21 protein-coding genes and 1 pseudogene are annotated in these 21,386 nt (G+C 44.5%); 7 read left to right on the top strand and 15 right to left on the bottom strand.

The window, feature by feature from the left end; all coding sequences use genetic code 11:
• Positions 1–55 precede the first annotated feature (55 nt).
• The 10 genes from JGK11_RS18515 to speB all read right to left on the bottom strand — a co-directional run bounded on the left by JGK11_RS18515 (position 56) and on the right by speB (position 9,362).
• Positions 56–526 (bottom strand): NADAR family protein, encoded by a 471-nt coding sequence (locus JGK11_RS18515; protein WP_293175505.1) that lies wholly within the window; start codon positions 524–526, stop codon positions 56–58.
• A 371-nt stretch (positions 527–897) separates the two neighbouring features.
• A complete protein-coding gene (locus JGK11_RS18520; RefSeq protein WP_293212435.1) occupies positions 898–2,109 on the bottom strand; it encodes a transposase in 1,212 nt (403 codons plus the stop codon).
• A gap of 297 nt (positions 2,110–2,406) precedes the next feature.
• A complete protein-coding gene (gene frr, locus JGK11_RS18525) occupies positions 2,407–2,955 on the bottom strand; it encodes a ribosome recycling factor (RefSeq protein WP_293175508.1) in 549 nt (182 codons plus the stop codon).
• Positions 2,942–3,670 (bottom strand): UMP kinase, encoded by a 729-nt coding sequence (gene pyrH, locus JGK11_RS18530; RefSeq protein ID WP_293156721.1) that lies wholly within the window; start codon positions 3,668–3,670, stop codon positions 2,942–2,944. Before pyrH ends, frr begins: the two co-directional genes overlap by 14 nt.
• 129 nt (positions 3,671–3,799) lie before the next feature.
• Positions 3,800–4,198 (bottom strand): peptide-methionine (R)-S-oxide reductase MsrB, encoded by a 399-nt coding sequence (gene msrB / locus JGK11_RS18535; RefSeq protein ID WP_293175510.1) that lies wholly within the window; start codon positions 4,196–4,198, stop codon positions 3,800–3,802.
• The gene (locus JGK11_RS18540; RefSeq protein ID WP_293212436.1) at positions 4,195–4,347 is read right to left on the bottom strand and encodes a hypothetical protein; all 153 of its coding nucleotides are present in this window, start codon (positions 4,345–4,347) and stop codon (positions 4,195–4,197) included. The genes msrB and JGK11_RS18540 overlap by 4 nt, the downstream gene beginning before the upstream one ends.
• A 201-nt stretch (positions 4,348–4,548) precedes the next feature.
• On the bottom strand, positions 4,549–6,543 hold the full coding sequence (gene modB, locus JGK11_RS18545) for a molybdate ABC transporter permease subunit (RefSeq protein ID WP_293212437.1): 1,995 nt from the start codon (positions 6,541–6,543) through the stop codon (positions 4,549–4,551).
• Between the two features lie 166 nt (positions 6,544–6,709).
• The gene (gene modA / locus JGK11_RS18550) at positions 6,710–7,498 is read right to left on the bottom strand and encodes a molybdate ABC transporter substrate-binding protein (protein WP_325315809.1); all 789 of its coding nucleotides are present in this window, start codon (positions 7,496–7,498) and stop codon (positions 6,710–6,712) included.
• A 243-nt stretch (positions 7,499–7,741) separates the two neighbouring features.
• The gene (locus JGK11_RS18555) at positions 7,742–8,299 is read right to left on the bottom strand and encodes a thioredoxin family protein (protein ID WP_293175514.1); all 558 of its coding nucleotides are present in this window, start codon (positions 8,297–8,299) and stop codon (positions 7,742–7,744) included.
• 133 nt (positions 8,300–8,432) lie between these two features.
• Entirely contained in the window at positions 8,433–9,362 is a 930-nt protein-coding gene (gene speB, locus JGK11_RS18560; RefSeq protein WP_293175516.1) for an agmatinase, read from the bottom strand.
• Between the two features lie 229 nt (positions 9,363–9,591).
• Here speB and JGK11_RS18565 point away from each other — a divergent pair, with 229 nt between their 5' ends.
• Complete coding sequence (locus JGK11_RS18565; protein WP_293175518.1) at positions 9,592–10,491, top strand: alpha/beta fold hydrolase; 900 nt, start codon at positions 9,592–9,594, stop codon at positions 10,489–10,491.
• Positions 10,492–10,588: 97 nt separating this feature from the next.
• Here the strand turns inward: JGK11_RS18565 and JGK11_RS18570 are convergent, their stop codons facing one another.
• Positions 10,589–10,930 carry a hypothetical protein gene (locus tag JGK11_RS18570; protein WP_293175520.1) on the bottom strand — a complete coding sequence of 114 codons (342 nt, stop codon included), beginning with the start codon at positions 10,928–10,930 and terminating at the stop codon, positions 10,589–10,591.
• A gap of 236 nt (positions 10,931–11,166) precedes the next feature.
• Here JGK11_RS18570 and JGK11_RS18575 point away from each other — a divergent pair, with 236 nt between their 5' ends.
• Together JGK11_RS18575 and JGK11_RS18580 are read left to right on the top strand one after the other, a co-directional pair.
• Positions 11,167–11,400 carry an ATP-binding protein gene (locus JGK11_RS18575; protein WP_325315812.1) on the top strand — a complete coding sequence of 78 codons (234 nt, stop codon included), beginning with the start codon at positions 11,167–11,169 and terminating at the stop codon, positions 11,398–11,400.
• Between the two features lie 319 nt (positions 11,401–11,719).
• Complete coding sequence (locus tag JGK11_RS18580) at positions 11,720–14,410, top strand: ABC transporter substrate-binding protein (RefSeq protein ID WP_293191567.1); 2,691 nt, start codon at positions 11,720–11,722, stop codon at positions 14,408–14,410.
• Between the two features lie 433 nt (positions 14,411–14,843).
• Here JGK11_RS18580 and JGK11_RS18585 read toward each other — a convergent pair whose 3' ends face one another.
• Positions 14,844–15,485: a ceramidase domain-containing protein gene (locus JGK11_RS18585; protein WP_293175528.1), complete on the bottom strand. Its 642-nt coding sequence runs from the start codon at positions 15,483–15,485 to the stop codon at positions 14,844–14,846.
• Positions 15,486–15,644: 159 nt separating this feature from the next.
• Between JGK11_RS18585 and JGK11_RS18590 the strand changes: the two genes are divergently transcribed.
• On the top strand, positions 15,645–16,067 hold the full coding sequence (locus JGK11_RS18590) for a DUF2809 domain-containing protein (RefSeq protein WP_293175530.1): 423 nt from the start codon (positions 15,645–15,647) through the stop codon (positions 16,065–16,067).
• Between the two features lie 111 nt (positions 16,068–16,178).
• Here JGK11_RS18590 and JGK11_RS18595 read toward each other — a convergent pair whose 3' ends face one another.
• Positions 16,179–17,585 (bottom strand): LCP family protein, encoded by a 1,407-nt coding sequence (locus JGK11_RS18595; protein WP_293175532.1) that lies wholly within the window; start codon positions 17,583–17,585, stop codon positions 16,179–16,181.
• A 104-nt stretch (positions 17,586–17,689) separates the two neighbouring features.
• Positions 17,690–18,064: a hypothetical protein gene (locus tag JGK11_RS18600; protein WP_293156757.1), complete on the bottom strand. Its 375-nt coding sequence runs from the start codon at positions 18,062–18,064 to the stop codon at positions 17,690–17,692.
• A gap of 240 nt (positions 18,065–18,304) precedes the next feature.
• Here JGK11_RS18600 and rpe point away from each other — a divergent pair, with 240 nt between their 5' ends.
• The 3 genes and pseudogenes from rpe to JGK11_RS18615 all read left to right on the top strand — a co-directional run.
• Entirely contained in the window at positions 18,305–19,006 is a 702-nt protein-coding gene (gene rpe / locus JGK11_RS18605; RefSeq protein WP_293175534.1) for a ribulose-phosphate 3-epimerase, read from the top strand.
• A gap of 410 nt (positions 19,007–19,416) precedes the next feature.
• Positions 19,417–19,677 (top strand): hypothetical protein, encoded by a 261-nt coding sequence (locus JGK11_RS18610; RefSeq protein WP_293212438.1) that lies wholly within the window; start codon positions 19,417–19,419, stop codon positions 19,675–19,677.
• A gap of 358 nt (positions 19,678–20,035) precedes the next feature.
• A pseudogene (locus JGK11_RS18615) lies at positions 20,036–20,236 on the top strand (transposase); the annotation flags it as partial.
• Positions 20,237–20,392: 156 nt separating this feature from the next.
• On the opposite strand, the gene JGK11_RS18620 reads toward JGK11_RS18615, so the two are convergent.
• Complete coding sequence (locus JGK11_RS18620; protein ID WP_293175538.1) at positions 20,393–21,328, bottom strand: metallophosphoesterase; 936 nt, start codon at positions 21,326–21,328, stop codon at positions 20,393–20,395.
• Positions 21,329–21,386: the final 58 nt, after the last annotated feature.

The following is a 21,386-nucleotide window of genomic DNA, read 5'->3' on the forward strand; positions in this document are numbered from 1 at the left end:
TATTTATTTTTAGGATAAGTTGACATTAGTTTGTATAACTTCATATAATGATAGATTAATGTGAGTTTTGATCTGGCCCCGGGCGCTGACTAATTTCGCTTCGCACGCTCATCAGAATTTTACCCAAATGATTTTGGCCCGTTCCCTCGCAGCCGCACCCCCAGTAGTAATCTGTTGGCGAATCCTCCACAATCACTCGATCCCCTGTGGCGAGGAGAATAGCTTGAATGTCTGAATGAGTGAGAAACTTAGTTAAAACTGCCTCGCGCATAATGGGAATTTTTACCGCTTCCCAATCAGGGCGCATTTGGTGGTTTGGATCGCGGCCTAATTTGGCTGCTTCCTGAGGAGTTGGTACGGATTGAATTGCGGCCACTAATCTTTCATCAGCGCTACCGACAAATTTTTGGGCTTGATAGTAATGTTCCACAGTCAACCAATCTTGACCGTACAAGCAAATGTCGTGTAGTGAAAAATTGGAAAAGCAGCCGTAAGGATCCTCTACTTTATAAAAATAAATTATCATAATTATATTTAGATATTAGATTTTTAATTTTACAGTATTGACGAAGGGAGCATCTAATTTTGATAAAAAGCATTTTTTATACCATTGCTAAGGCAGCGGAAACTATGATATAGCGATTCTCAAGCGTGGTGAGGTATGCCCTATTTGGCCGATGCCCGATGCCCGATGCCAATGAGTACCTCATATTTTTGAGAAAGGCTATAGTTTATATTGTAATTAACGATCGAGAATTGGGATTGACACTCTCAGGTCTAAAGACACGCTCGATTCTGCGGACAAAGTAGGCTTGGGTAATACCCAAAGTCTAACTCTCGCTACGGTCGTCAAAGACCGTCTACCCAGTTGGTTTAAGTCTATACCTAACTTACTGGCTACTTTTTTTTTTTTTTGAGAATGTTGGCAGCACCATTTAAGTCTGCATTTACAATCCTGCCATTTGCTGACCGATATAGTCCACGTTTAATTCGTTTTCCAGACGCTTTCCACCCAGATGGTTTTTCACCATATTTGGGTAGGGAGTCACCATCTAGAAAACTAGCATTCGATGTATACGCTTCTTCGGTTTCCACAAATCTGATGCCGTGCAAATCGCACAGTTCTTTTAACCTATTTTTCAGCTTTCCCAAAGGCATTTGAACAAACTTTTGGTTGTTCACTTTACCGAGATTACTATTATATTTGAAACCTTCATTCCACCCAATTATCAGTGTACCAATTCCATTTTTCAGGCAATGGTTAACAATTAACAAAGCAGATTTGTTAACACCGTCGCGCATTTGGTGATTGCGCTTGCGAGTTACACGGTCTAGCCAATTATCCCAATAACCTTCTGGCTTTCCTTCTTTTCTAGTTGCTACTTTCTTGTTCCACAATTGATTCATCGCTTTCATGGCACGAGCATCAATTAAGAAAGAGTTTCCTAGTGTATCGACACAAGCTGCTAAATTATCAGCAGTTCCCAAATCAATTGATAACGCTTGACCGATGTCCAGATTGTGTTGTTTTTTTTCTACTTCGTAGGACATTTCTAGGTAAAAAGCACCATTTTTCGGGAGAATCGTAAACTCTTTAACCTGAGAAAAATTAAGATTTGACGGCATAGGTAGAAAGAATTCAGGAATTCCAAACCATCGCCTCACTGTTAAACCCAAGGAAAATTTCAACTGATTGCCAACAAGTTTCGGTCTTAACCCTCCCGAATTAGGATAAGCTACTTTGAACAATTTAGAACCTTTCAGGTATCCTGGTGGCTTGGGATTAAAATGCAATTGACCTTTGATGTACAAATCTCTTAATTCTTTAAAAGATTTGAATGCTTCTGTGACCGACATTAATGTTTGTTGCATTGGTGTTGATGGCAACGACTTAGCAACCATTGATTTTGAAACTGACGATTCAATAGACAAGTCAAACTTTCCAGTCAACAGTTTTCCGGTCTTGAAAAAAGTTTGACGAGCCAAGTAAACGCCACTGTTATATAGTTTACCTGATTGTTGACAGAGATACTCCAACAATGCTTGAAGTTCCCTGTTAGGAGACAGCAATACTTGCTGAACTCCCATTGTTTTTTTGGCTTTAGTCACCTCTCTTTCCCTATCATACTGGTTGATTTTTCTAGTCTAGGCGAGTATAGTCGATATATCAAGCCGTATCAACATAAAAGACCCACACCATTCGGCTAATTAAGAAAGAAAGAACACGGGGACTGAAGTCCCCTGCTTCGCTTTCCTCTCAGGACTAAAGTCTCTGAGTTTCCCGCATCCCGTATTATTTTTACGAGGAATCGATCGCCAGAAATTGGGATTTAAGAATACATACTTTGTTTTCCTATTTTTCCGGCTAAGATTGCTGCACTTTCCCCATGCCCAATTTCTCAGACTCTAAACTGTCGTGATGTCTTTCTCTTTCGATGCCAGAACATCTTCTATTTTGGCAATGTACTTGTCCGTCAGTTTTTGAATTTTATCTTGCAAGTCTCGCGATTCATCTTTAGAGATATCGCTGCTTTTTTCTTGCTTGCGAATCGAGTCAACGGCATCGCGACGGATATTGCGAATTGCGACTTTACCTTCTTCGGCAAACTTCGAGGCCATTTTGACGAATTCTTGGCGTCTTTCGCTTGTAAGCGGTGGAATGTTCAAGCGAATAACTGAACCGTCGTTGTTAGGTACGAGGCCTACATCGGACAGGGAAATTGCTTTTTCGATTGAGGTAAGCGCTGTGCGATCGAACGGTTGAATGTTGATCGTTGTCGCATCCGGGGTTCCGATATTGGCAAGGGATTTGATCGGAGTTGGAGCTCCGTAATAATCTACCATGACTCGATCGAGCAGGGAGGCGTTGGCGCGTCCCGTCCTGATAGTATTAAAAGACCGTTGAGTAGCCTCAACTGCCTTTTGCATATGATCTTCTGCTTCAGCTAACTTCACAAAATCCTCCGACAAGAGTTCCAATAGATTCTCCCATTACGGCACGGTAGATGTTGCCCGATACCGAGAGGTCAAATACCATAATAGGAATATTATTTTCTTTGCACAGGGCGATCGCGGTACTGTCCATCACCCGCAAGTCTTGGTTCAAGACGTGGGCGTAGGTGAGGGTTTGATACCTGCGTGCGTCTGGGTTGACGTGGGGGTCAGAATCGTACACCCCATCTACCTTCGTCGCTTTAAAAATCACCTCTGCATCAATTTCAGCCGCCCGCAAAGCGGCTGTAGTATCAGTAGTAAAGAAAGGATTACCAGAACCGGCACCAAAAATCACTACCCGTTTTTTTTCCAAGTGACGAATGGCGCGCCGCCGAATGTAGGGTTCAGCTACTTCTTGCATGGCGATCGCCGATTGTACCCTTGTTGGCACTCCTGCTTGTTCCAGTGCATCCTGCAAAGTGATAGCATTCATTACCGTAGCAATCATGCCCACATAGTCGGCTGTTGCCCGATCCATCCCTGCCGAAGCAGCTTTCACGCCACGAAAAATATTGCCGCCGCCGACAACGATCGCGATTTGAATCCCTTCGGAAACGACTTTCGCCACTTCCTGGGCGATCGACCCAACGACTACCGGATCGATACCGTAGCCCAAGCTACCCATCAGCGCTTCACCGCTGAGCTTCAGCAAAACCCGCTGATAAACCATCCCCATGCCGCCACTATTTTTTACTCTTTTGTCTCCACCATAAGATAGCAGCACGGGTGCATTTTGAACATCAATTGGCTGGAACAGGCTTTTGAGCTTGTTCCAGAACACCTGGGTGAGAACTCTCGACTAAATTTATTCCTTGGGATCGAAATCAAGAGCAGCAGAATTCATGCAATAACGTTGACCGGTTGGCTTAGGCCCATCGTTGAATACGTGGCCGAGATGAGCGTCACAAACAGCACACAGTACCTCAGTACGGCGCATGAACAAGGCATTATCCGCCTCATTCCTGACATTTTCTTCTTTAATGGGAGCGTAGAAACTCGGCCAACCGGTACCGGAATCGTATTTTGTTTCTGATTCAAATAGCTCAGTGCCGCAGCAAATACACTTATAAATTCCCGGCTTTTTGTTGTCGTGATATTCGCCGCTAAAAGCTCTTTCTGTTCCCTTTTTTCTGGTGACTTTGAACTGTTCTGGCGTTAGTTGCTGTTGCCATTCGGCATCGGTTTTCTTAACTTTGTCTGTCATGGTTTAATGTTGTTGACTGTTGACTGTTGACTGTTGACTGTTGACTGTTGACTGTTGACTGTTGACTGTTGACTGTTGACTGTTGACTGTTGACTGTTGACTGTTGACTCGACTAAGGTAGTTAGGACGTTATTAATTGCTAAAACCATTGATTTTATTGCATCTTCACATCTATCTTCTTCCTTCGGCTATAGCTAGTTAACTCATACCAATTTAATGGGTCGTTGCATAGAATCCGATCCCCCTAAATCCCCCTTAAGAAGGGGGACTTTGAGAAGAATCTTGTCCCCCCCTTATTAAGGGGGGTTAGGGGGGATCTGATTCGGGAGCCACCTCATAAAAAATTGGTATCATGCCTCCATTAATATTAACCTAATTGGCTCCAAATGAACATACCAGGGAAAAGGATTGTCTTTAATCGCCCGCCACTTTTCCTTGAAAACTTCAGCTTGCAAGTGATAATCTTGGGAATCGTGGGGAGGCGAGTGCAACTTGAGATATAATGTCACCCGGTGGGGAGTTTCCACGGTTGAGGCGATCCAACAAGCAAATGTATTTTCGCGATCGCGCGCGGCGCTAACAAAACTGATTTGATGAGCCCGAATTCCTACAGAAACTAGAGATTTGGGAATTGGTTCGGCGACAGTCAGATCGCAGCGCCAGTCGATCGCCTCCACGACAGTTTCGGAGATCGGTTTAGCAGCACAGAAGTTCTTACAGCCAGTCAACTGGGCGACGGTGAAGTTGCGCGGGCGATCGAAAATGTTCTGTTTGGTATCAAAGGCGATCGCACTTCCATCAGCCAAAACCAACAGATTCTCGCACACCCGGTAAACCTCCTCTAAATTGTGACTGACAAACAAAGTAATGCCTCGATAATTAGCCAAAGCCTGCATTAACTCCCGTTCCAGTTGACTCCGCAAGTGCGTGTCCAAAGCCGAAAACGGTTCGTCTAACAGCAGCAAATCTGGCGAACTCGCGATCGCCCTCGCCAAAGCCACCCGCTGCTGCTGGCCACCCGAAAGTTCCTGCGGATAGCGATTTTCAAGTCCCGACATTTGCACCGAAATTAATTGTTCTTTGACTCGAAGTTGTTGCTCGCTTGTAGATAAATGCTGCAAGCCAAAGGCAATATTTTCAGCCACAGTCAAGTGCGGAAACAAAGCATAGTTTTGAAACAAAAAACCGATACGGCGGTCTTTGGAAGGCACATCAATGCCCTGTACTGAGTCAAATAAAACCTTACCATTGACTGCAATTTTACCGCTAGTTGGAGTTTCCAAACCGGCGATGCAGCGCAGAGTCATGCTCTTGCCAGAACCCGACGCGCCCAAAATTCCCAGCACTTCCTGCCCGATATCGAAACCGACATTTAAGGCAAAGCCAGAAAGAGGTTTAAAGATGTTTAGAAAAAGTCCACTTTGCGATTGTTTTGTTGGGTATTTTGGGGTAAGATTTGGTGCATTTTTGGGAATATGAGATTGCCGTTTATATGGCAATCCTAAATAAGTTGTGGGATGGGCATCTTGCCCGTCCCATTTATATCCCAATCCTAAATGAGTTGTGGGATGGGCATCTTGCCCGTCCAGAATTGTGGGATGGGCATCTTGCCCGTCCCGAGGATAAGCCTGAACCAGTTTTGTGGCTGACTTAGGATTAGTATAGTGGGGATTTGGTTGGGGAGATTTTTTTTGTAAATCAGTCCAATAATTAACAGCAGTAAGCACGCTTAAAGCCAGACTAAGAATAATCAAAACCCAAATAGCAGCTTGCCTCATATCCCCAGCTTCCACAGCAAAATAAATTGCCATCGGGATAGTTTGAGTTTGTCCGGGAATATTCCCAGCTAACATCAAAGTCGCGCCAAATTCACCCAAAGCGCGGGCAAATGCGAGAATAGTTCCTGCTAAAATTCCCGGCCAGGCTAGAGGTAGCATAATCCGCCAAAAAACTGTCCATTCGGAGGCGCCTAAAGTGCGGGCTGCGTTGAGAAGATTGGCATCAATTTGCTCAAAAGATCCCAAAGCAGTTTTGTACATCAGGGGAAATGATACGACTGTGGCTGTAATGACGGCGGCTTGCCAAGTGAAGAGGATTGTTAAGTCGAATTTTAGCAACAATTGACCGATCGCGCCATTTCTCCCAAACAGCAGCAGCAACAAGAATCCGACTACTGTGGGCGGCAAAACTAAGGGAGAGATGAAAATGCCTTCAATTAAGGCTTTACCTCGGATGCGAGTTGAAAGCATCCAGCGGGCGGCGGCGATTCCGAGAAAGAATGTAAGAAATGTGGCGATGGCGGATGCTTTTAGGGATATCCACAATGGAGATAAGTCGAATTCCATATTTGGGATTAATAAAACCGGGCGGTTGAAACCGCGTCTATACAGACAAAACCCACCTCCGTGGGTTGAAGAACAGGAGATTAAAATTATGTTATTTTATTCAGTCCGCGGAGGCGGACTTCGTTTGTGTAGACGCGGTTTCAACCGCCGTCTTAATCTTAGCTAATTAACGAGCTAAACCGAATCCATATTTCTGAAATACTATTTTAGCGCGATCGCCCGCCAAGAACTCAACAAACGTTTTTGCGGCAGCGGGATGGCGGCTGTTTCTGATAACTGCTAGGGGATAGACAATGGGCGAGTGCAAATTTGCGGCGGCCGTTAGCTGTACAGTTACTTTGTCGGATGTTTTGGCGTCAGTGGCGTAGACTATGCCAGCATCAACGTTTCCGCTTTCGACAAATGTCAGCACTTGGCGGACGTTATTTCCTAGCACTAATTTTGGCTTAATTTGCTGCCACAATCCTAGTTTAGTTAGCATTTCTTGGGCGTATTGTCCGACGGGGACGCTGTTGGGTTCGCCGATCGCAATTTTCTTGATTTTAACATCTGTCAACTGTTTAAAATCGGTCAAAACAGCGCTATTTTTGGGTGCAATCAATACCAGGCGATTTGTCAGGAGGTTTCGTCGTGTCTGGTTGAGGAGCAAATTAGCTTGCTGCAAAGCATCCATTTGTTTGGTAGCGGCGCTAAAAAATACATCTACTGGGGCTCCTTGCTGAATTTGCTGGGCTAGGGCGCCGGAAGCACCAAAATTATAGGTAATATTAACATTGGGATTGCTGCTTTGATATACTGTTTTGATTTCTGTTAAGGCTGTCGAAAGACTGATTGCAGCGGATATGGTTAAAGATGTGCGCTGCTGCGTTGTGGCTGGAGTGCAACTAATCAGTAGTGCGATCGCCACCATTCCTGCGATAATTAAATTGAGAATATGTGTATTTTTTGAGTTCATGGGAAATAGAAGACCCGGCGGTTGAAGACCCGGCGGTTGAAGACCCGGCGGTTGAAACCGCGTCGATACATACAAAACCCGCCTCCGCGGGTTGAAGAGCAAGCGGTTAAAATATGTTATCTTCTTCAGTCCGCGGAGGCGGACATTGTTTGTGTAGACGCGGTTTCAACCGCCGTCTATGTTTGTGTAGGAGCGGTTTCAACCGCCGTCTATGTTTGACTTTCTGGCGGTTTCAACCGCCGTCTATTCCCGCCATTTGAGGGCACAACCGATCGCCTCTGTACTCGAAGGTTCTATCGGTTGGTCATTCAGCAATTGGTCGATCGCACTTCGCAAATAAGAAAATTGCACCGCTTCTGAATTGTCGGCATTGTCGTCTATTAAACCTTTATAGCGCAATCTGCCGTCTTGGTCTAACAAAAAAACCTCCGGCGTATGAGAAGCCCCAAAACTTTCAGCCACATCTTGAGCCATATCTCGGATGTACGGGAAGTTGAGTTGATTGTTGGCTGCAAAAATTTTCATATTTTCAAAATTTTCGTCGGGATGCTGGTTGGCATCATTAGCATTAATCCCGATTAAAGTAACGTCTCTATCTTGAAAATCTGCTTGCAGTTGTTTGAGGCGATTGAGATACAACTGGACGCAGGGAGACTGATTGCACAAAAATATCACCGCTATCGCTCGAAATTTTTCTAAATATCGAGATAAATGGTGAACGTCTTCGTCAACTCCCGGAAGTTCAAAATCGGGAGCGTAGCCGTTAATTGGAGTACCTGTTGTTTCGCTGATTAAACTCATTTTTTCAGGATGTGAGGAGCAGTATTTTCTAAGATGAAAGATGAAAGGATCGGTGCGAATCTAATAGGTTATTTTTGGACTTTACCTTAATTATAGCCTGACTAACAGCCTATTTGAATTCGGACTTGGCGATTTATTCCTCGTCTTGCTTTAGCCAACCTTTCGCCAGAGCTTGATATCCAATCATTTTGTATGTTAGTTTGGCGGCGGTAAATTCTGAGACTACAGAATCTACAACAGGTGCTAATTCCATGATGTCACAGCCGATGACTTCGTAGGACTCGAATAACCGGCGTAAAAATCCGGTGAGCGAATACCAATTTAACCCACCTGGTTCCGGCGTGCCAACTCCTGGTATTAATGTCGGATCGATGCCGTCTAGGTCGATCGTCAAAAATACTCGTTTGGTTGTTATGCTAGCAATTGCGCGATCGGCCCAATCCGGTTGATTAGCTATTTCCCGAGCTCGAAACACGTTTAGCTGTTTGGCTTTAATCAAGTCGGCTTCTTCTTTGCAGATAGCGCGAATCCCGATTTGCAGTGTCGGTAAGCCCATATCGACAACCCGCCGCATCACGCAGGCGTGGTTGTGAATCGAGCCTTCGTATTCGTGCCGCAAGTCGCCGTGGGCGTCTATTTGCACGACTGTGAAGGGTTCGTCGGGGTATCCTTGGCGGTAGCCTTCGACAACGCCGGCGGTGATGCTGTGTTCGCCTCCGAGGGAGATGACAAACTTATTTTCGGTAATTAGCTGGTGCACGGTTTGTTGCGTGACTTGCAGCATTTCTAGGGATGATACTGGTTGCTGGTTGCGGGTATCGGCGATCGGCAATGCGGTATAAATACCAACATCGTAGCAAACTTCGCGATCGAGTTCTTCGTCGTAGCATTCGAGCTGGTGAGAAGCTTCTAGCAGTTTAGCCGGCCCGTTTTCGCACCCCCGCCGATAGGTGGTTGTTGCTTCGTAGGGAATTGGTAAAATAACTACTTTGGCTGTGTCGTAGTCGGGTACAATTTCGGAACCGAGAAAGGGTACGACAGAAGTTGAGATGATCGTTGGCATAGGGGAAGTTTGAATAAGGCAAAAAATGCAGCATCTTTAATCCTGACATAATAGCGGCTCTAACTACAAAGGAAGGAGAAAGAGGATTTAACCGCAGAGGGCGCAGAGGGCGCAGAGGGAGGAGGGAAGGAAGGTTTGCGTATATTTCCGTGGTTGCCTCGAATTGCGATACGGTTGGTAGTAAGGACTTTAGTCCTTTGCACCCTTAAATTTTCACTTTTTTACCTATATGACTTCTTCTACGTTAACTGCTGCCCGGCCTCAAACCTGGATGTGGAAAGGCTTTCCGATTTGCTATCAGACTGCGGGTTCCCAGGGCCCTGCGGTGGTGTTTGTCCATGGTTTCGGCGCGTCTTGGGGCCACTGGCGCAAGAATTTACCGGCGTTGGCTGCTGATTGTCGTTGTTTTGCGATCGATCTTATCGGTTTTGGCGGTTCTGCGAAACCCGCACCCAAGCTGGAGATTGATTATACTTTTGAGACTTGGGGACAGTTGATTGCTGATTTTTGTCGGGAAGTTGCGGGCGGGCCTGCTTTTTTGGTGGGAAATTCGATCGGCTGCGTAGCAATTATGCAAGCCGCTGTCGATTTTCCAGATATCGCCATTGGTGTAATTTTACTCAATTGTTCCCTGCGCTTGTTGCACGATCGCAAACGCGCCGAAATGCCTTGGTATCGCAGTTTTGGAGCGCCAATAGCACAAAAGATTTTAAATGTCAAATGGATTAGTCAATTATTTTTCAAACAATTAGCAACGCCGAATACAGTCAAAAAAGTGCTTTTGCAAGCCTATCACCGTCCCGAAGCTGTCAGCGACGAACTTGTAGAAATCTTGTTAAAACCAGCGCGAGACAACGGCGCAGTGGATGTATTTGTAGCATTTATCAGCTATTCTCAAGGCCCCTTACCGGAGGATTTGTTACCGCGTTTGAACTGTCCTGCTTTGATTATATGGGGCGCAAAAGACCCTTGGGAGCCGATCGCCCTCGGGCGAGAATTAGCCAAGTTTCCGGCTGTAGAAAAGTTTATTCCGCTGGAGGGCGTAGGCCATTGTCCCCAGGATGAAGCCCCGGAATTAGTGAATCCGATTTTACTCGAATGGATTAAACAATTGACAGTTGACAGTTGATAGTTGACAGTTGAAGTTTCTACTCGTTACCAGGCTGGAGCCTGGTAATGCTGATGGGGATAGCAATAGTATTGCTAAAATTTCATCTATTAATATTTTAGTCAACCTCAATACCGCAACATCTTAACAATGAGTCCCAAAATAAGGGTTTTAGCTCATGTTCTTGAAACGCTTGAGGCGAAATGTAGTTAAGATTGGTTAAATAATATACAAACGAGTCAGAATTTTTATCATCATCTTCTCGCTCAATGTGATAACGTATGGTGCAACATTTTAGCGTATTAGGAAGATAGTTTTTTTTAGGATCGATCAAATAATACTTACCATCTTCTTCCCATGTACAGTGCATTGCTTTTAGGCGTATTAAATATTTAGTGATTTGCTTTTTAGTACCCACCAACGGAAAACTTGCTAAAGGGACTGTCAGTAATTTATCCATATTTATGACTTTTCTCCTTCAATACTTCGGACAGTTTTTTAACGACTCTGTAAGCGTATCGCGAGTAAGCCCTGGCATTTTTAATGATTTTTTGAAACGAGCGGGCGAGACTTAAAGAGCCATCAAGGGTTTGAGATACTAGATTAGATCTAAAACTGTCCTTCGTATTGCTCCTTTGACTTTATCAAATTTTGCAATTGCAATTTTAACATACAGGCAATCAGGAAAAAAGAGTCATTGTGAAAATTGTCAATAGTTCTCAGGATATTTCTTTGAGCGAGGGCGATCGTATTTTTGAGCGCTTCCATCGCGGCTACTTCACTCAGATCCAAAAAATAGCAGGATCGGGATTGAGACTAAGCCTAGCATGGGAAATCGCAAGGGCCCACGGTGGCGATATTCAACTAGATACTGCTATCCTCGGTCAAACAGCGTTTATACTGAGCTTACCTGTGGGCGATCGCTATTAACGGAACTTGAAAATTTTTAAGAAGACTTATCTGGAAATACATCTGCGTTTATCTGCGTTTATCTGCGGTTTCGGGAGCGATAGAAGATTTATACAATAAGTCTAAGGGTTAAGGATATTGTCCCTTCTCGCTCGTGCGATCGAGCCTGTTTTGCAGCCTCTGGTACGAGCATTCCATCCAGTTGACGAGCTAAACATCTCTCCAGTAGTTTACCCAGTGCTGTCATTGTACCAGATCTGCCTGATAAAGGCTATACTCGATTTCTTACCAATTACTTGCATTTTTATTAATTTCTCAGTTATCAATAAAACTTTTCGGTATGGACAACTTGAGCATCGACACTAAAACCCGCACCGTCAAGCTAGCTTCCGAGTGCATAGACCTAAACAAAGAAGAGTATATCGTGCTGCTGCTGTTGAGCAAACACTACGGCAAATATGTCGCACCGACAGCGATTTTTAATGTGTTGTACAAGCGTCCCCCAACAGGTGACGAAGAGAAAATAATAGTCGATCGCATTTTTGAACTCAAGAGAAAGTTAAAAGACAACGGCGACACATCCATGCTAATTCATACCGAACCAAACGGGAGTGGCAAATATGGAATTCTCGCAGTAGAAAGTCCCGTGCAAATCAACGGCGAGATTTTGCAGCCGCCGGAACCCAACCCAGAATCAGAACAACTTTTAAACAATCGGTACCGGGTAATTGAGAAGTTGGGAGAAGGAGGTTTTGGCTTAACATTGTTGGCCGAAGACACGCAAATGCCTTCGCACCGGTGTTGCGTCATTAAGCAGCTTAAGCCGCAGACAAATAATCCTGATATCGATCAAAGTGTTCGAGAGCGTTTCTCTCAAGAAGCTGCTGTTTTGGAAAAGTTGGGCGAAGGGCATTCTCAAATCCCCAAACTTTACGGGCACTTTGAGGAAAACGGTTTATTTTTCTTGGCGCTGGAATGGATAGACGGGGAAACGCTTAACAACCGAGTCAAAGTTGTTGGAAGAATGAACGAGGAGGAAGTTAAAAAAATCCTGACAAGTCTGCTAATAGTTTTGGATTATATACACGAAAAACAGATTATCCACCGAGATATTAAACCCCAAAATATTATATTACGCAAGTCTGACGACGAACCAGTTTTGATAGATTTCGGCGTAGTTAAGGAAACAATTAATCAAGGGATAACTGCTGGGTTAAATGATGTAACAATCTCCATTGGAACGCCCCAATTTATGGCTCCGGAACAAGCCGCTGGGAGACCCGAATATTCGAGCGATTTATACAGTTTGGGATTGACGGCAATTTATTTACTAACTGGAAAGTGGCCCCAGGATTTAGAAACTGACCCCCAAACTCGGGAGATGCTTTGGCAGAATCATTCATCAAAGGTGAGTGTGAGATTTGCCGCAGTTCTGGATAAAGCGATTAGATTTCACCCCCGAAGTCGGTTCGCTAATGCTAAGGAAATGTTAGCAGCTTTGGAGGAGCCAACAGTGGCTACTTTGGCGAGCAGTCACGAGCAAGATAACTCTCAAAAAAGCAGTAACAAAAGCTGGCTTATTTATGTATTTTTGATATTTTTAATTGCTTTAGGTGCGGGTGCTTTTGTCTTCAAAAAAGAGTTGATAAGTATCCTCAAAGATGCTGTACACTTAGCTGAGAGAAGTCTGAATCCTAGCGATTCTCAATTGCCCTCTTTGCCTGGGGTGACACCGGAAAATGCCGAAACTTCCTCGCCTGTAGATGCCAGCAGTTACATCAGTGCGGGCGATCGCATTTTGTTCGCTAGCACGGCAAATCCTGACAAGCAAGCAGGAGTTCGCGCGATCGCCAGCGGTGACTTCAAAACGGCGGTAAGTCAGCTAGAAGCGGCTGTAAAAGTCGATCGCACAGACGCGGAAACTTTAATTTATCTCAATAACGCTCGACTCGGTACTGCACAAGCTTTGAAAATTGCCGCAGTAGTTCCGATTGGCGACAATCTCAGCGGGGCGGCGGAAATCTTGCGCGGGATAGCTCAAGCTCAAGACGAAGCAATTAAGGCGGGAGTGCCTTTAAAGGTGGTTATTGCTGATGACGGTAACGATGAAAATCGGGCGAAGGCTATTGCGAACAGTCTGATTGCAGATAGCAGTATTTTAGCGGTTGTCGGTCACGGCACCAGCAAAACTTCGATCGCAGTTGCTCCAATTTACAGTCAAAATCAAATGGTGGCGATCGCACCTACGAGCACGAGCATTGAATTAGCAACGGTTCCGAGGCGCCCTGACGGAGTAAACTATTTCTTTCGGACGATACCGAGCGACCAATTTACAGGTACGGCTTTAGCTCGCTATATGTTAACTGGTATGAAAAAAAGCACGGCTGCGGTTTTTTACAATTCCAAAAGTTCTTATAGCAAGTCTCTGCAAACAGCTTTTTCTACTACTTTGATTCTGGAAGGCGGTCAAGTTGTTAAAGAAGTAGATTTATCTGAGCCAAATTCGGCGACGCACATCGATGGGATGGAAGCAGATGTGTTAGTTTTCCTACCAGATTCAGATACTGTAAATTCATTCCTGGAAATCGCTAAAAATAATCAAAAAGGTTTGCCAATAATTGGCGGTGATGCTCTATACAATACGGATTTATTGAAACAGGGTGGAGCAGCTTTGAACGGGGCTATAATTTCTGTACCTTGGCATTTTGCTGATAGTAAAAATCAAAAATTTGTAGAATTAGCTAGAAATTTGTGGGGAATTGATGTTAGCTGGCGGACGGCGATGAGTTACGATGCGGTGCAGGTGTTGCGGATGGGAAGGTCGATCGGCAAAATTGCTCCGAATAGCGGTCAAGCGGGGCGAGTGATGCTGGCTAAAGCCTTAGCTGCTGAGGATTTCAAAGTTAGCGGTGCAACGGGGGAAATTAGATTTTTGTCGAGTGGCGATCGCAATAGCAAAGTAGTTCTTTTGCAAATTGTACCCGATTCTAAATCTGGTGCAGGTTACGATTTTGCGCCAGTCGATCGGTAGATTGCAGATTTTAGCTTACTCCCGGCATTTAGAGCGGATGTTGCTAGAAGAGGTGCTTAGGGATGTGGAGAGGGGTAGAGGCGATCGCTCCCTACTCCATCATAGACCAATACGGTTTACTTAACGCTTTTGATGAATTTCATCTGACGATTTTTGGATTATAAAGAGGTGAAGTAGATATTAAGAATATTTTACCGCAGAGAACACAGAGAACACAGAGAGGGGAGGGATAAAAGGTTTTTTTACGACATCCAAAACCCTCGCAATACTCTTCCCTCTGCGCCAAAAGCGCCCCAATACGGTTCAAAACTCTTCTCTTGATGGAGTGGATTGTATTGCAATACGGTTTACTTAATGCTTTTGATGAATTTCATCTGACGATTTTCTGGCAATATAGCCATTTTGGGCAAGTCAGATTTTTCTTAAGTAAACCCTACTCCATCATAGACCTGTTTAGGATTAATGCTCTTGCCGATAAGTACAGCAAAATACCATTACAAAGATGCCAAAGAAAATGAGTGCCCGTTGAAAAGTAAGGACAAATTGCGCGATCGACAGTTCGGAATAAAAGGGCTAACAAGAATACCCCCGATGCTGCTAATAGAACAAATGGCTCACGCTTTTGCTGTTGGTAGTGATATAGTCCAAGCCCTAGTAATACTAAAAAAGTAGGAGCATAAGAAAGAGAACCGTTGAGTACATTTGTAAATTGATTGCTGAAGTTGCTTGCAAATAAAAATCCTACTAGCAATCCTCCTGCATATCCATATTTCATTCTAACTACTTGACGGCTATATAACCATAAAAAAACAAGCTGAAAGAGCACAATAGGAATCATATCTAGCAATCCTGCCCATTCTGTCGCAAATGTATGAAATAGGGTACTTCCAATACCTATACTGGTGGCTAAACTAATCAATATCCAAATACCAGTCGGTACTTTTTGCTGTTGCCGAGTCAATTGAAAAATAGCCCATGCTGCAATGAAAAAAGAAATATTAGATACAGCATTTAGTGGTTCACTCCATAAACCAGGAATAATACGTTCGCAGTAAAGATCGATGTAATCATTCATGTCATGTCACTGTTTTGAGAGTATAATAGACCTGTTCCATAATTCTTGTGGAAAGTAGGGATTAGGCGGAACGCCTGCCCTTGAGTGGCTCTTTAGGAGATGTCTAATTCAGACTACAGTACAATCGTTAAATTGAACAAAAAACCTGTCTCAAATTTAATGAATTCTCCATTTTATCCCGATCGCCGTTTTTTCAAATACCGAGTAGCCTTGCTAATAAGCATTGCTGTGATTATCCCTTTAGGTTACGCAGTCAGGTTTTCTCGCGGCCCTGCACCGGAATGGTTCAACGATTTTTTCGGGGCCGTAGCTTATGAAATATTTTGGATTTTGCTAACAGTTTTTTTGTGGCCGCAAGCTTCCCTCGTTTGGGTTGCTATAGGAGTGTGTATTGCTATCTGCGGATTGGAGTTTCTGCAACTGTGGCAACCTCCGTTTTTACAAGCAGCTAGAGCTACTTTACCGGGACGATTGGTATTGGGAAACTCCTTTACTTGGTGGGATTTTCCGTCTTATTTTATCGGTAGTTTTTTGGGTTGGGTGTGGGTGCGGTGGCTGAGGCGATCGAACCATTGTCAATAAGCCTTTCATAAACGGGCAAGATGCCCGTTCCACAATAAAATCTAATTTTTGTGGAACAGGCATCTTGCCTGTTGCTGATATTAGTGCAAAAATATCTCCGTTCACAAAGACTTAAAGCCCTCCGCCAGACTGAGTTTTTTGACTCAACCAATCCTTACCCAATCTGATTGTCACATCCGACTGCAAAGAACCGGTACTCTCAACCAGCACCTCTCCAAAACCCAAAGACTGGCGAATCGCTTCAGCACTTTTAATGTCCCCGTCTTGAGCTACAATCGTCGTTACATCTAGCGGTTCAGGCCAAGCTTTAGAAACTTGCACATTTCGATAGCCTGCCCGAGTTAAAGTCTTGGCAAAATCTTCAACAGCCGATCGATCGCCCGTACTGTCTTGAATCGCCACCTTCAGAAAAGTCGAATCAGCATTCTCGATTGTCCAAGTATTTTGACCGAAGTCAAAATGCTTTGCCACCAGAGTTTCGATGCCATTTTGGTCTGGCAACCAAAAACTTGCCTTGTAGTCCTTAGGATCGCTGAATTTGCCCGGAACCATCAACATCTGCACTCCAGCGCGATCGGTTTGAGTAGCAAAACCAGCCAAAGCCACCAATTCTTCTATACTCAAATTAGTATCAAGGTGAGACTGAATCACCGATAAAATCTTCGGCAACCGAGAGAGCAAACCAACATTAACTTGCTCTTCCACAAAAGCCCGCATCAACAATTGCTGGCGCTGTACCCGCCCGATATCCCCTAAATCGTCATGTCGGTAAAGCAAATAGTGTACGATTTGTTCGCCATTCAGACGTTGTTTGCCAGCCTTTAAATCTATATATAAATGCTGACTTTCATCGGTATACTTCATGTCTTTAGGGACATTAATCGTAATCCCGCCCAGGGCATCTACCAAACTTTTGATGCCTTGAATATTGACTGTGACATAGCGATCGATTCCCACGCCGCCCAGCAGTCCGCTCACTGACTTCGCTGAAGAAGCAGGGCCGCCGTAGTAATTAGCTTCGTTGATTTTCACGACACCCCTACCTTCGACATAGGTGCGGGTGTCTCGCGGAATGGAAAGCACGCTTATTTTTTTATTTTGAGGGTCAAACCTCACCAACAGCATAGTATCGGTTAACCCCTTAAAAGAGTTTTGCCAGACATCGTATCCCTTGTCTTTATCGGGATGGCCTTCGAGGTCTGAACTCAGAACCTTAAGTCCTAGAACTAAAATATTAACTGGGCGAGTCAGCTCCGGCATCTTCATGTTGAGCTTTGCCATGTCGCCTTGAGAAAACACCGCCGCTTCTTCAGGGCTCAACTTTTGTTGCTGAAGCGGCGTTGTGGAAAGGGAGACGGCTAGCAGCGCTCCGGCTGTGGCTGAGAGCATGGCTACTCCAGCCAAACCAAAACCAAAACCCAGCCAACGGCCTCGATGCGGTTGGTGCGATTTTTTGGTTGAAGGTTGAGCGGTTGATTGTTTGATAGGGTCTTGATTAGGAGTTTTTTGAGCTGGCACTGGCTTCCTCACACACAACAAAAATAAAAAAGATCGTGACAATATGTAGTATCAAGCTGAAAACGCAGTCAATCAATACGGTAGGGGCTTAAAAGAACCCTAAATTATGATAAATGTTTGCCGACCACTTGCTCGGCTACGCGGCTAATTCCGGGCAACCATAGCGGTTGACGCTTCCAGAGGCGAACCATCAGTCCCAGGGCAACGATAAAATAGCTGGTTGTCAGCAGGCTACTCATTAATAACATGGTAAGTGTCGAAGATTCCGCAGAAATCGCTCCAGCTTCTAAAAGAATATGTCCTAAGAGCCAGCTAAATGCAAGGGCAATTGCCAATCGGCTGACGGCTTTGCGCTCGGGGCTGCCCTGACGGCGGTAAAGATTCCACAGGGCGGGGAAAAAGCCGATGACTGGGATCATTAGTACAAACAGACTTGCCCGATCGAGTTCGGGATTGTCTAAGGGATCTTTATTTTTCATAATTCGCTACTGAAAATTTGTAGAAGGTCTAGTTTTGCACACAAGTTATTTGTTAGAGGCAAAATTTATATCCTAAACCAAAATTCGGAGAGCAGGGCAGGTTTTGCACAAAGATTGTCTCTTAGAGGCAAAATTTGGCCGCTAAACCTGCCTTTACCTATTATTGACAACTTTTCGACCTGGAGAGCCGCATTTTGATAAACTGGATACAGCACAGGAGACAGGAGAACAGACTTAGCCATGACCAAATCCCAAAAATCGATCGTTATTTCTCCATCAATATTATCAGCCGATTTTAGCCGTCTTGGAGAAGAGATTCAGGCTGTCGATCGCGCTGGCGCCGACTGGATTCACGTAGATGTGATGGACGGTCGCTTTGTACCTAATATTACGATCGGGCCGCTGATTGTCGAAGCAATTCGCCCGGTTACTACCAAGCCCCTGGATGTCCACCTGATGATTGTGGAGCCGGAGAAGTACGTGGAGGACTTCGCTAAGGCTGGTGCTGACATTATTTCGGTGCACGCCGAACACAATGCTTCGCCTCACTTGCACCGCACCCTGGGTCAAATTCGGGAATTGGGCAAAATGGCTGGTGTGGTTTTGAATCCTTCGACACCGCTGGAGTTGATCGAGCACGTGCTGGAACTTTGCGATTTGGTGCTGATTATGAGCGTCAACCCGGGCTTTGGCGGTCAAAGTTTTATTCCGACTGTTGTGCCGAAAATCCGCAAGTTGCGCCAAATGTGCGACGAGAGAGGTCTCGATCCTTGGATTGAGGTGGATGGTGGTTTGAAGGTGGATAATACTTGGCAGGTGTTGGAAGCGGGCGCAAATGCGATCGTAGCTGGTTCTGCGGTATTTAAGGCGAAGGATTATGCTGGTGCGATCGAGGGTATCCGCAACAGCAAGCGTCCGACTCCACAGTTGGCGGCTGTTTAATTGAAAATGCGATCGCGTCCGATAAATTGCTAATAGACTTTTCCGAAAATTATCGCTTCACAGGCATCTGTGAAGCGATAATTATTTGAGATATTTAAACGTCTGTTGATGTCGAATATTGAGCCGACATTATCAGTCCTAAAAGTATCAAGATCTAAGCCGCAACGTCAGGTTAACGGTATCCTTCACAAAGCCAGGAACTAGCCAACTAAAAAGCGATCGTTTAATCTCTTTAATAACCTCCGCATCCGTCACCGTCGCAGGGTAAGCACACGTTATACCATTTTTCTAAAGATCCGATAGAGATCGAACACGACAAGACATTGTAATTTATACACTTTCCCTGTTTGCCAAAGTCTGTCATAACTTTAAAAAAAGAATTACTACCTCATTTTCGACAAAAATGGTTGATGAGAAAATCGAGACCATTACCAGATAGCGTACAATTTGCCTTAAAAAACTTTGAAAATATCTGGATAGCTGACGGCTCAACATTAGAAGCATTATTTCGTAAACTAGAAAGTTTATCAGATTTTCCAATTGGTCAATTATCCGGAAAAATGGGAGTAATCGTAGACCTAGTAACTCATCTTCCCGAAGAAATTTGTTTTTGGGAAAATCCGAAACAAGCAGATACTCATGTTCGAGGAAGATTTCCTAAAAACAGTTAAGCCAAAAATCTTGCTGTATGGTAGGAGGCTTCTATCATTTCGCTTTTTGGAAAAAATTAATCGAGCAAGAAATTGGATTTATTACTCGGATTAAGAAAGGTGCATCTTATCAGGTCGAGCGGGTATTAACCAATACTTATGATGTCAAAAACCAGATAATTTAGATAGGTGCAGGGACAAAAAAACACCAGCCTTGACTATAAGACAATACGGTTAACTTAAGACAGCCCTGGGGGTAAAACCCTATGAAAAATAGATACTGCGTTGGCGAAGCCTGCCCGTTGGCGAAGCCGCCCTGAAAGGGCTAGGGCTTATGCTTCGTTCCTCTCTTCGGACAATTTTAAGTAAACCGTATTGGACTATAAGATTAGTACAAGTTCGCTCAAAGAAATCCTGGCGTTCTTATCTAACAAGTGTCCGAGAACCTAAAATATTACCCCCCTATGTAGTGGCAGATTTGTATCAAAGACGCTGGCGAATTGAAGATATCTTTTGTACAGTAAAGAGACTTTTAAATTTAAGTTATTTATGGACAGGTTTGCTCAACGGAATCCAGATTTAAATCTGGGCTAGTTGGCTATTTTATGCGGTTTTGATAGACTTAGGGGATGCCGTTGACCTCTCAACGTACCTTCTACAGTTGCTTCTAAAACAAAACCGTTTTATTGGCTCTACAACCCCTATTCATTTTGTTTGCTCCTGAATATAATTTGAATTAAGCCGATCGCACTTTTAGCACTCCCCGGTCAAAAACCCGCTTGTCAGTACCGATCGCACTGACAAACATCCGGTCTTCATAGACATCAAACGTCGCAAAACTCAGGCGGCTAGCAGAAAACTCCGTCCACTCAGAACGCCCCACCGGACGAGTCCCTCCGCCAGCACCGCAAATTAAATAAGTCGTACCGTCAATCGAGCGGGTGCGTTCGTAACTGTGTTCGTGTCCGTTGATATAAAGCTGCACGCCGTATTTTTGAAACAAAGGCGTCAAAGTCTTAATAAAAGGTTGATTCAATCCATACACGCCAGAGGAATAAATCTGGTGGTGACCGAACACAACTTTCCAGGGTGCAGTGCTTTGGCTTAACTCTTTCTCCAGCCAAACAAGCTGATTTTTCCAGTCAGCATTGTCATTGGTATCTAATGCAAAAAACTGTACCGGATCGCGCCGAAAAGTATAGTAGCGACCTTGCATATTAAAACCCGGATATTTAACTTGCGGGTCGCCGTTAGCAGTGCGAATGTCGTGATTTCCCAAACAAGCATAAAATTTAACGCCTTGCTGCAATAACGGCTGATAAGGCTTCTTAAAAACAGCATTAATTTTTTCAATTTCGCCGTTATTGTAGATATTGTCGCCGGCGAGAACAGCTATGTTAAAAGGATTTTCCCGGTGATATTGCGCCATCGCCTCAGCCACAGCATACTGACCTTCAGCGCCGGTACCGGTGTCGGCCAGCGAAATAAAGCGTAAAATAGGCGGTGAGGCCGGCAATGGGACGATCGCCCTTTGGGCCTCAAGGTTAGAAGGCACAGCAGCATTGGCGTCTTTACCCCAGGAAGTCCGAAGCTGAAGCATTTTCGAGACTCCGGCCAAACCTAGGGCGCTCAGACTGCCTAAAATTAGAAAGTGACGGCGTTTGATGCTCATGAGAAATTTGGGTAGAACTAATGAAATGATAAATTAAGGATGAGATGGCTCACCTAAA

The sequence above is a fragment of the Microcoleus sp. PH2017_34_RAT_O_A genome (assembly GCF_020737885.1).
Taxonomy (GTDB): Bacteria; Cyanobacteriota; Cyanobacteriia; order Cyanobacteriales; family Microcoleaceae; genus Microcoleus.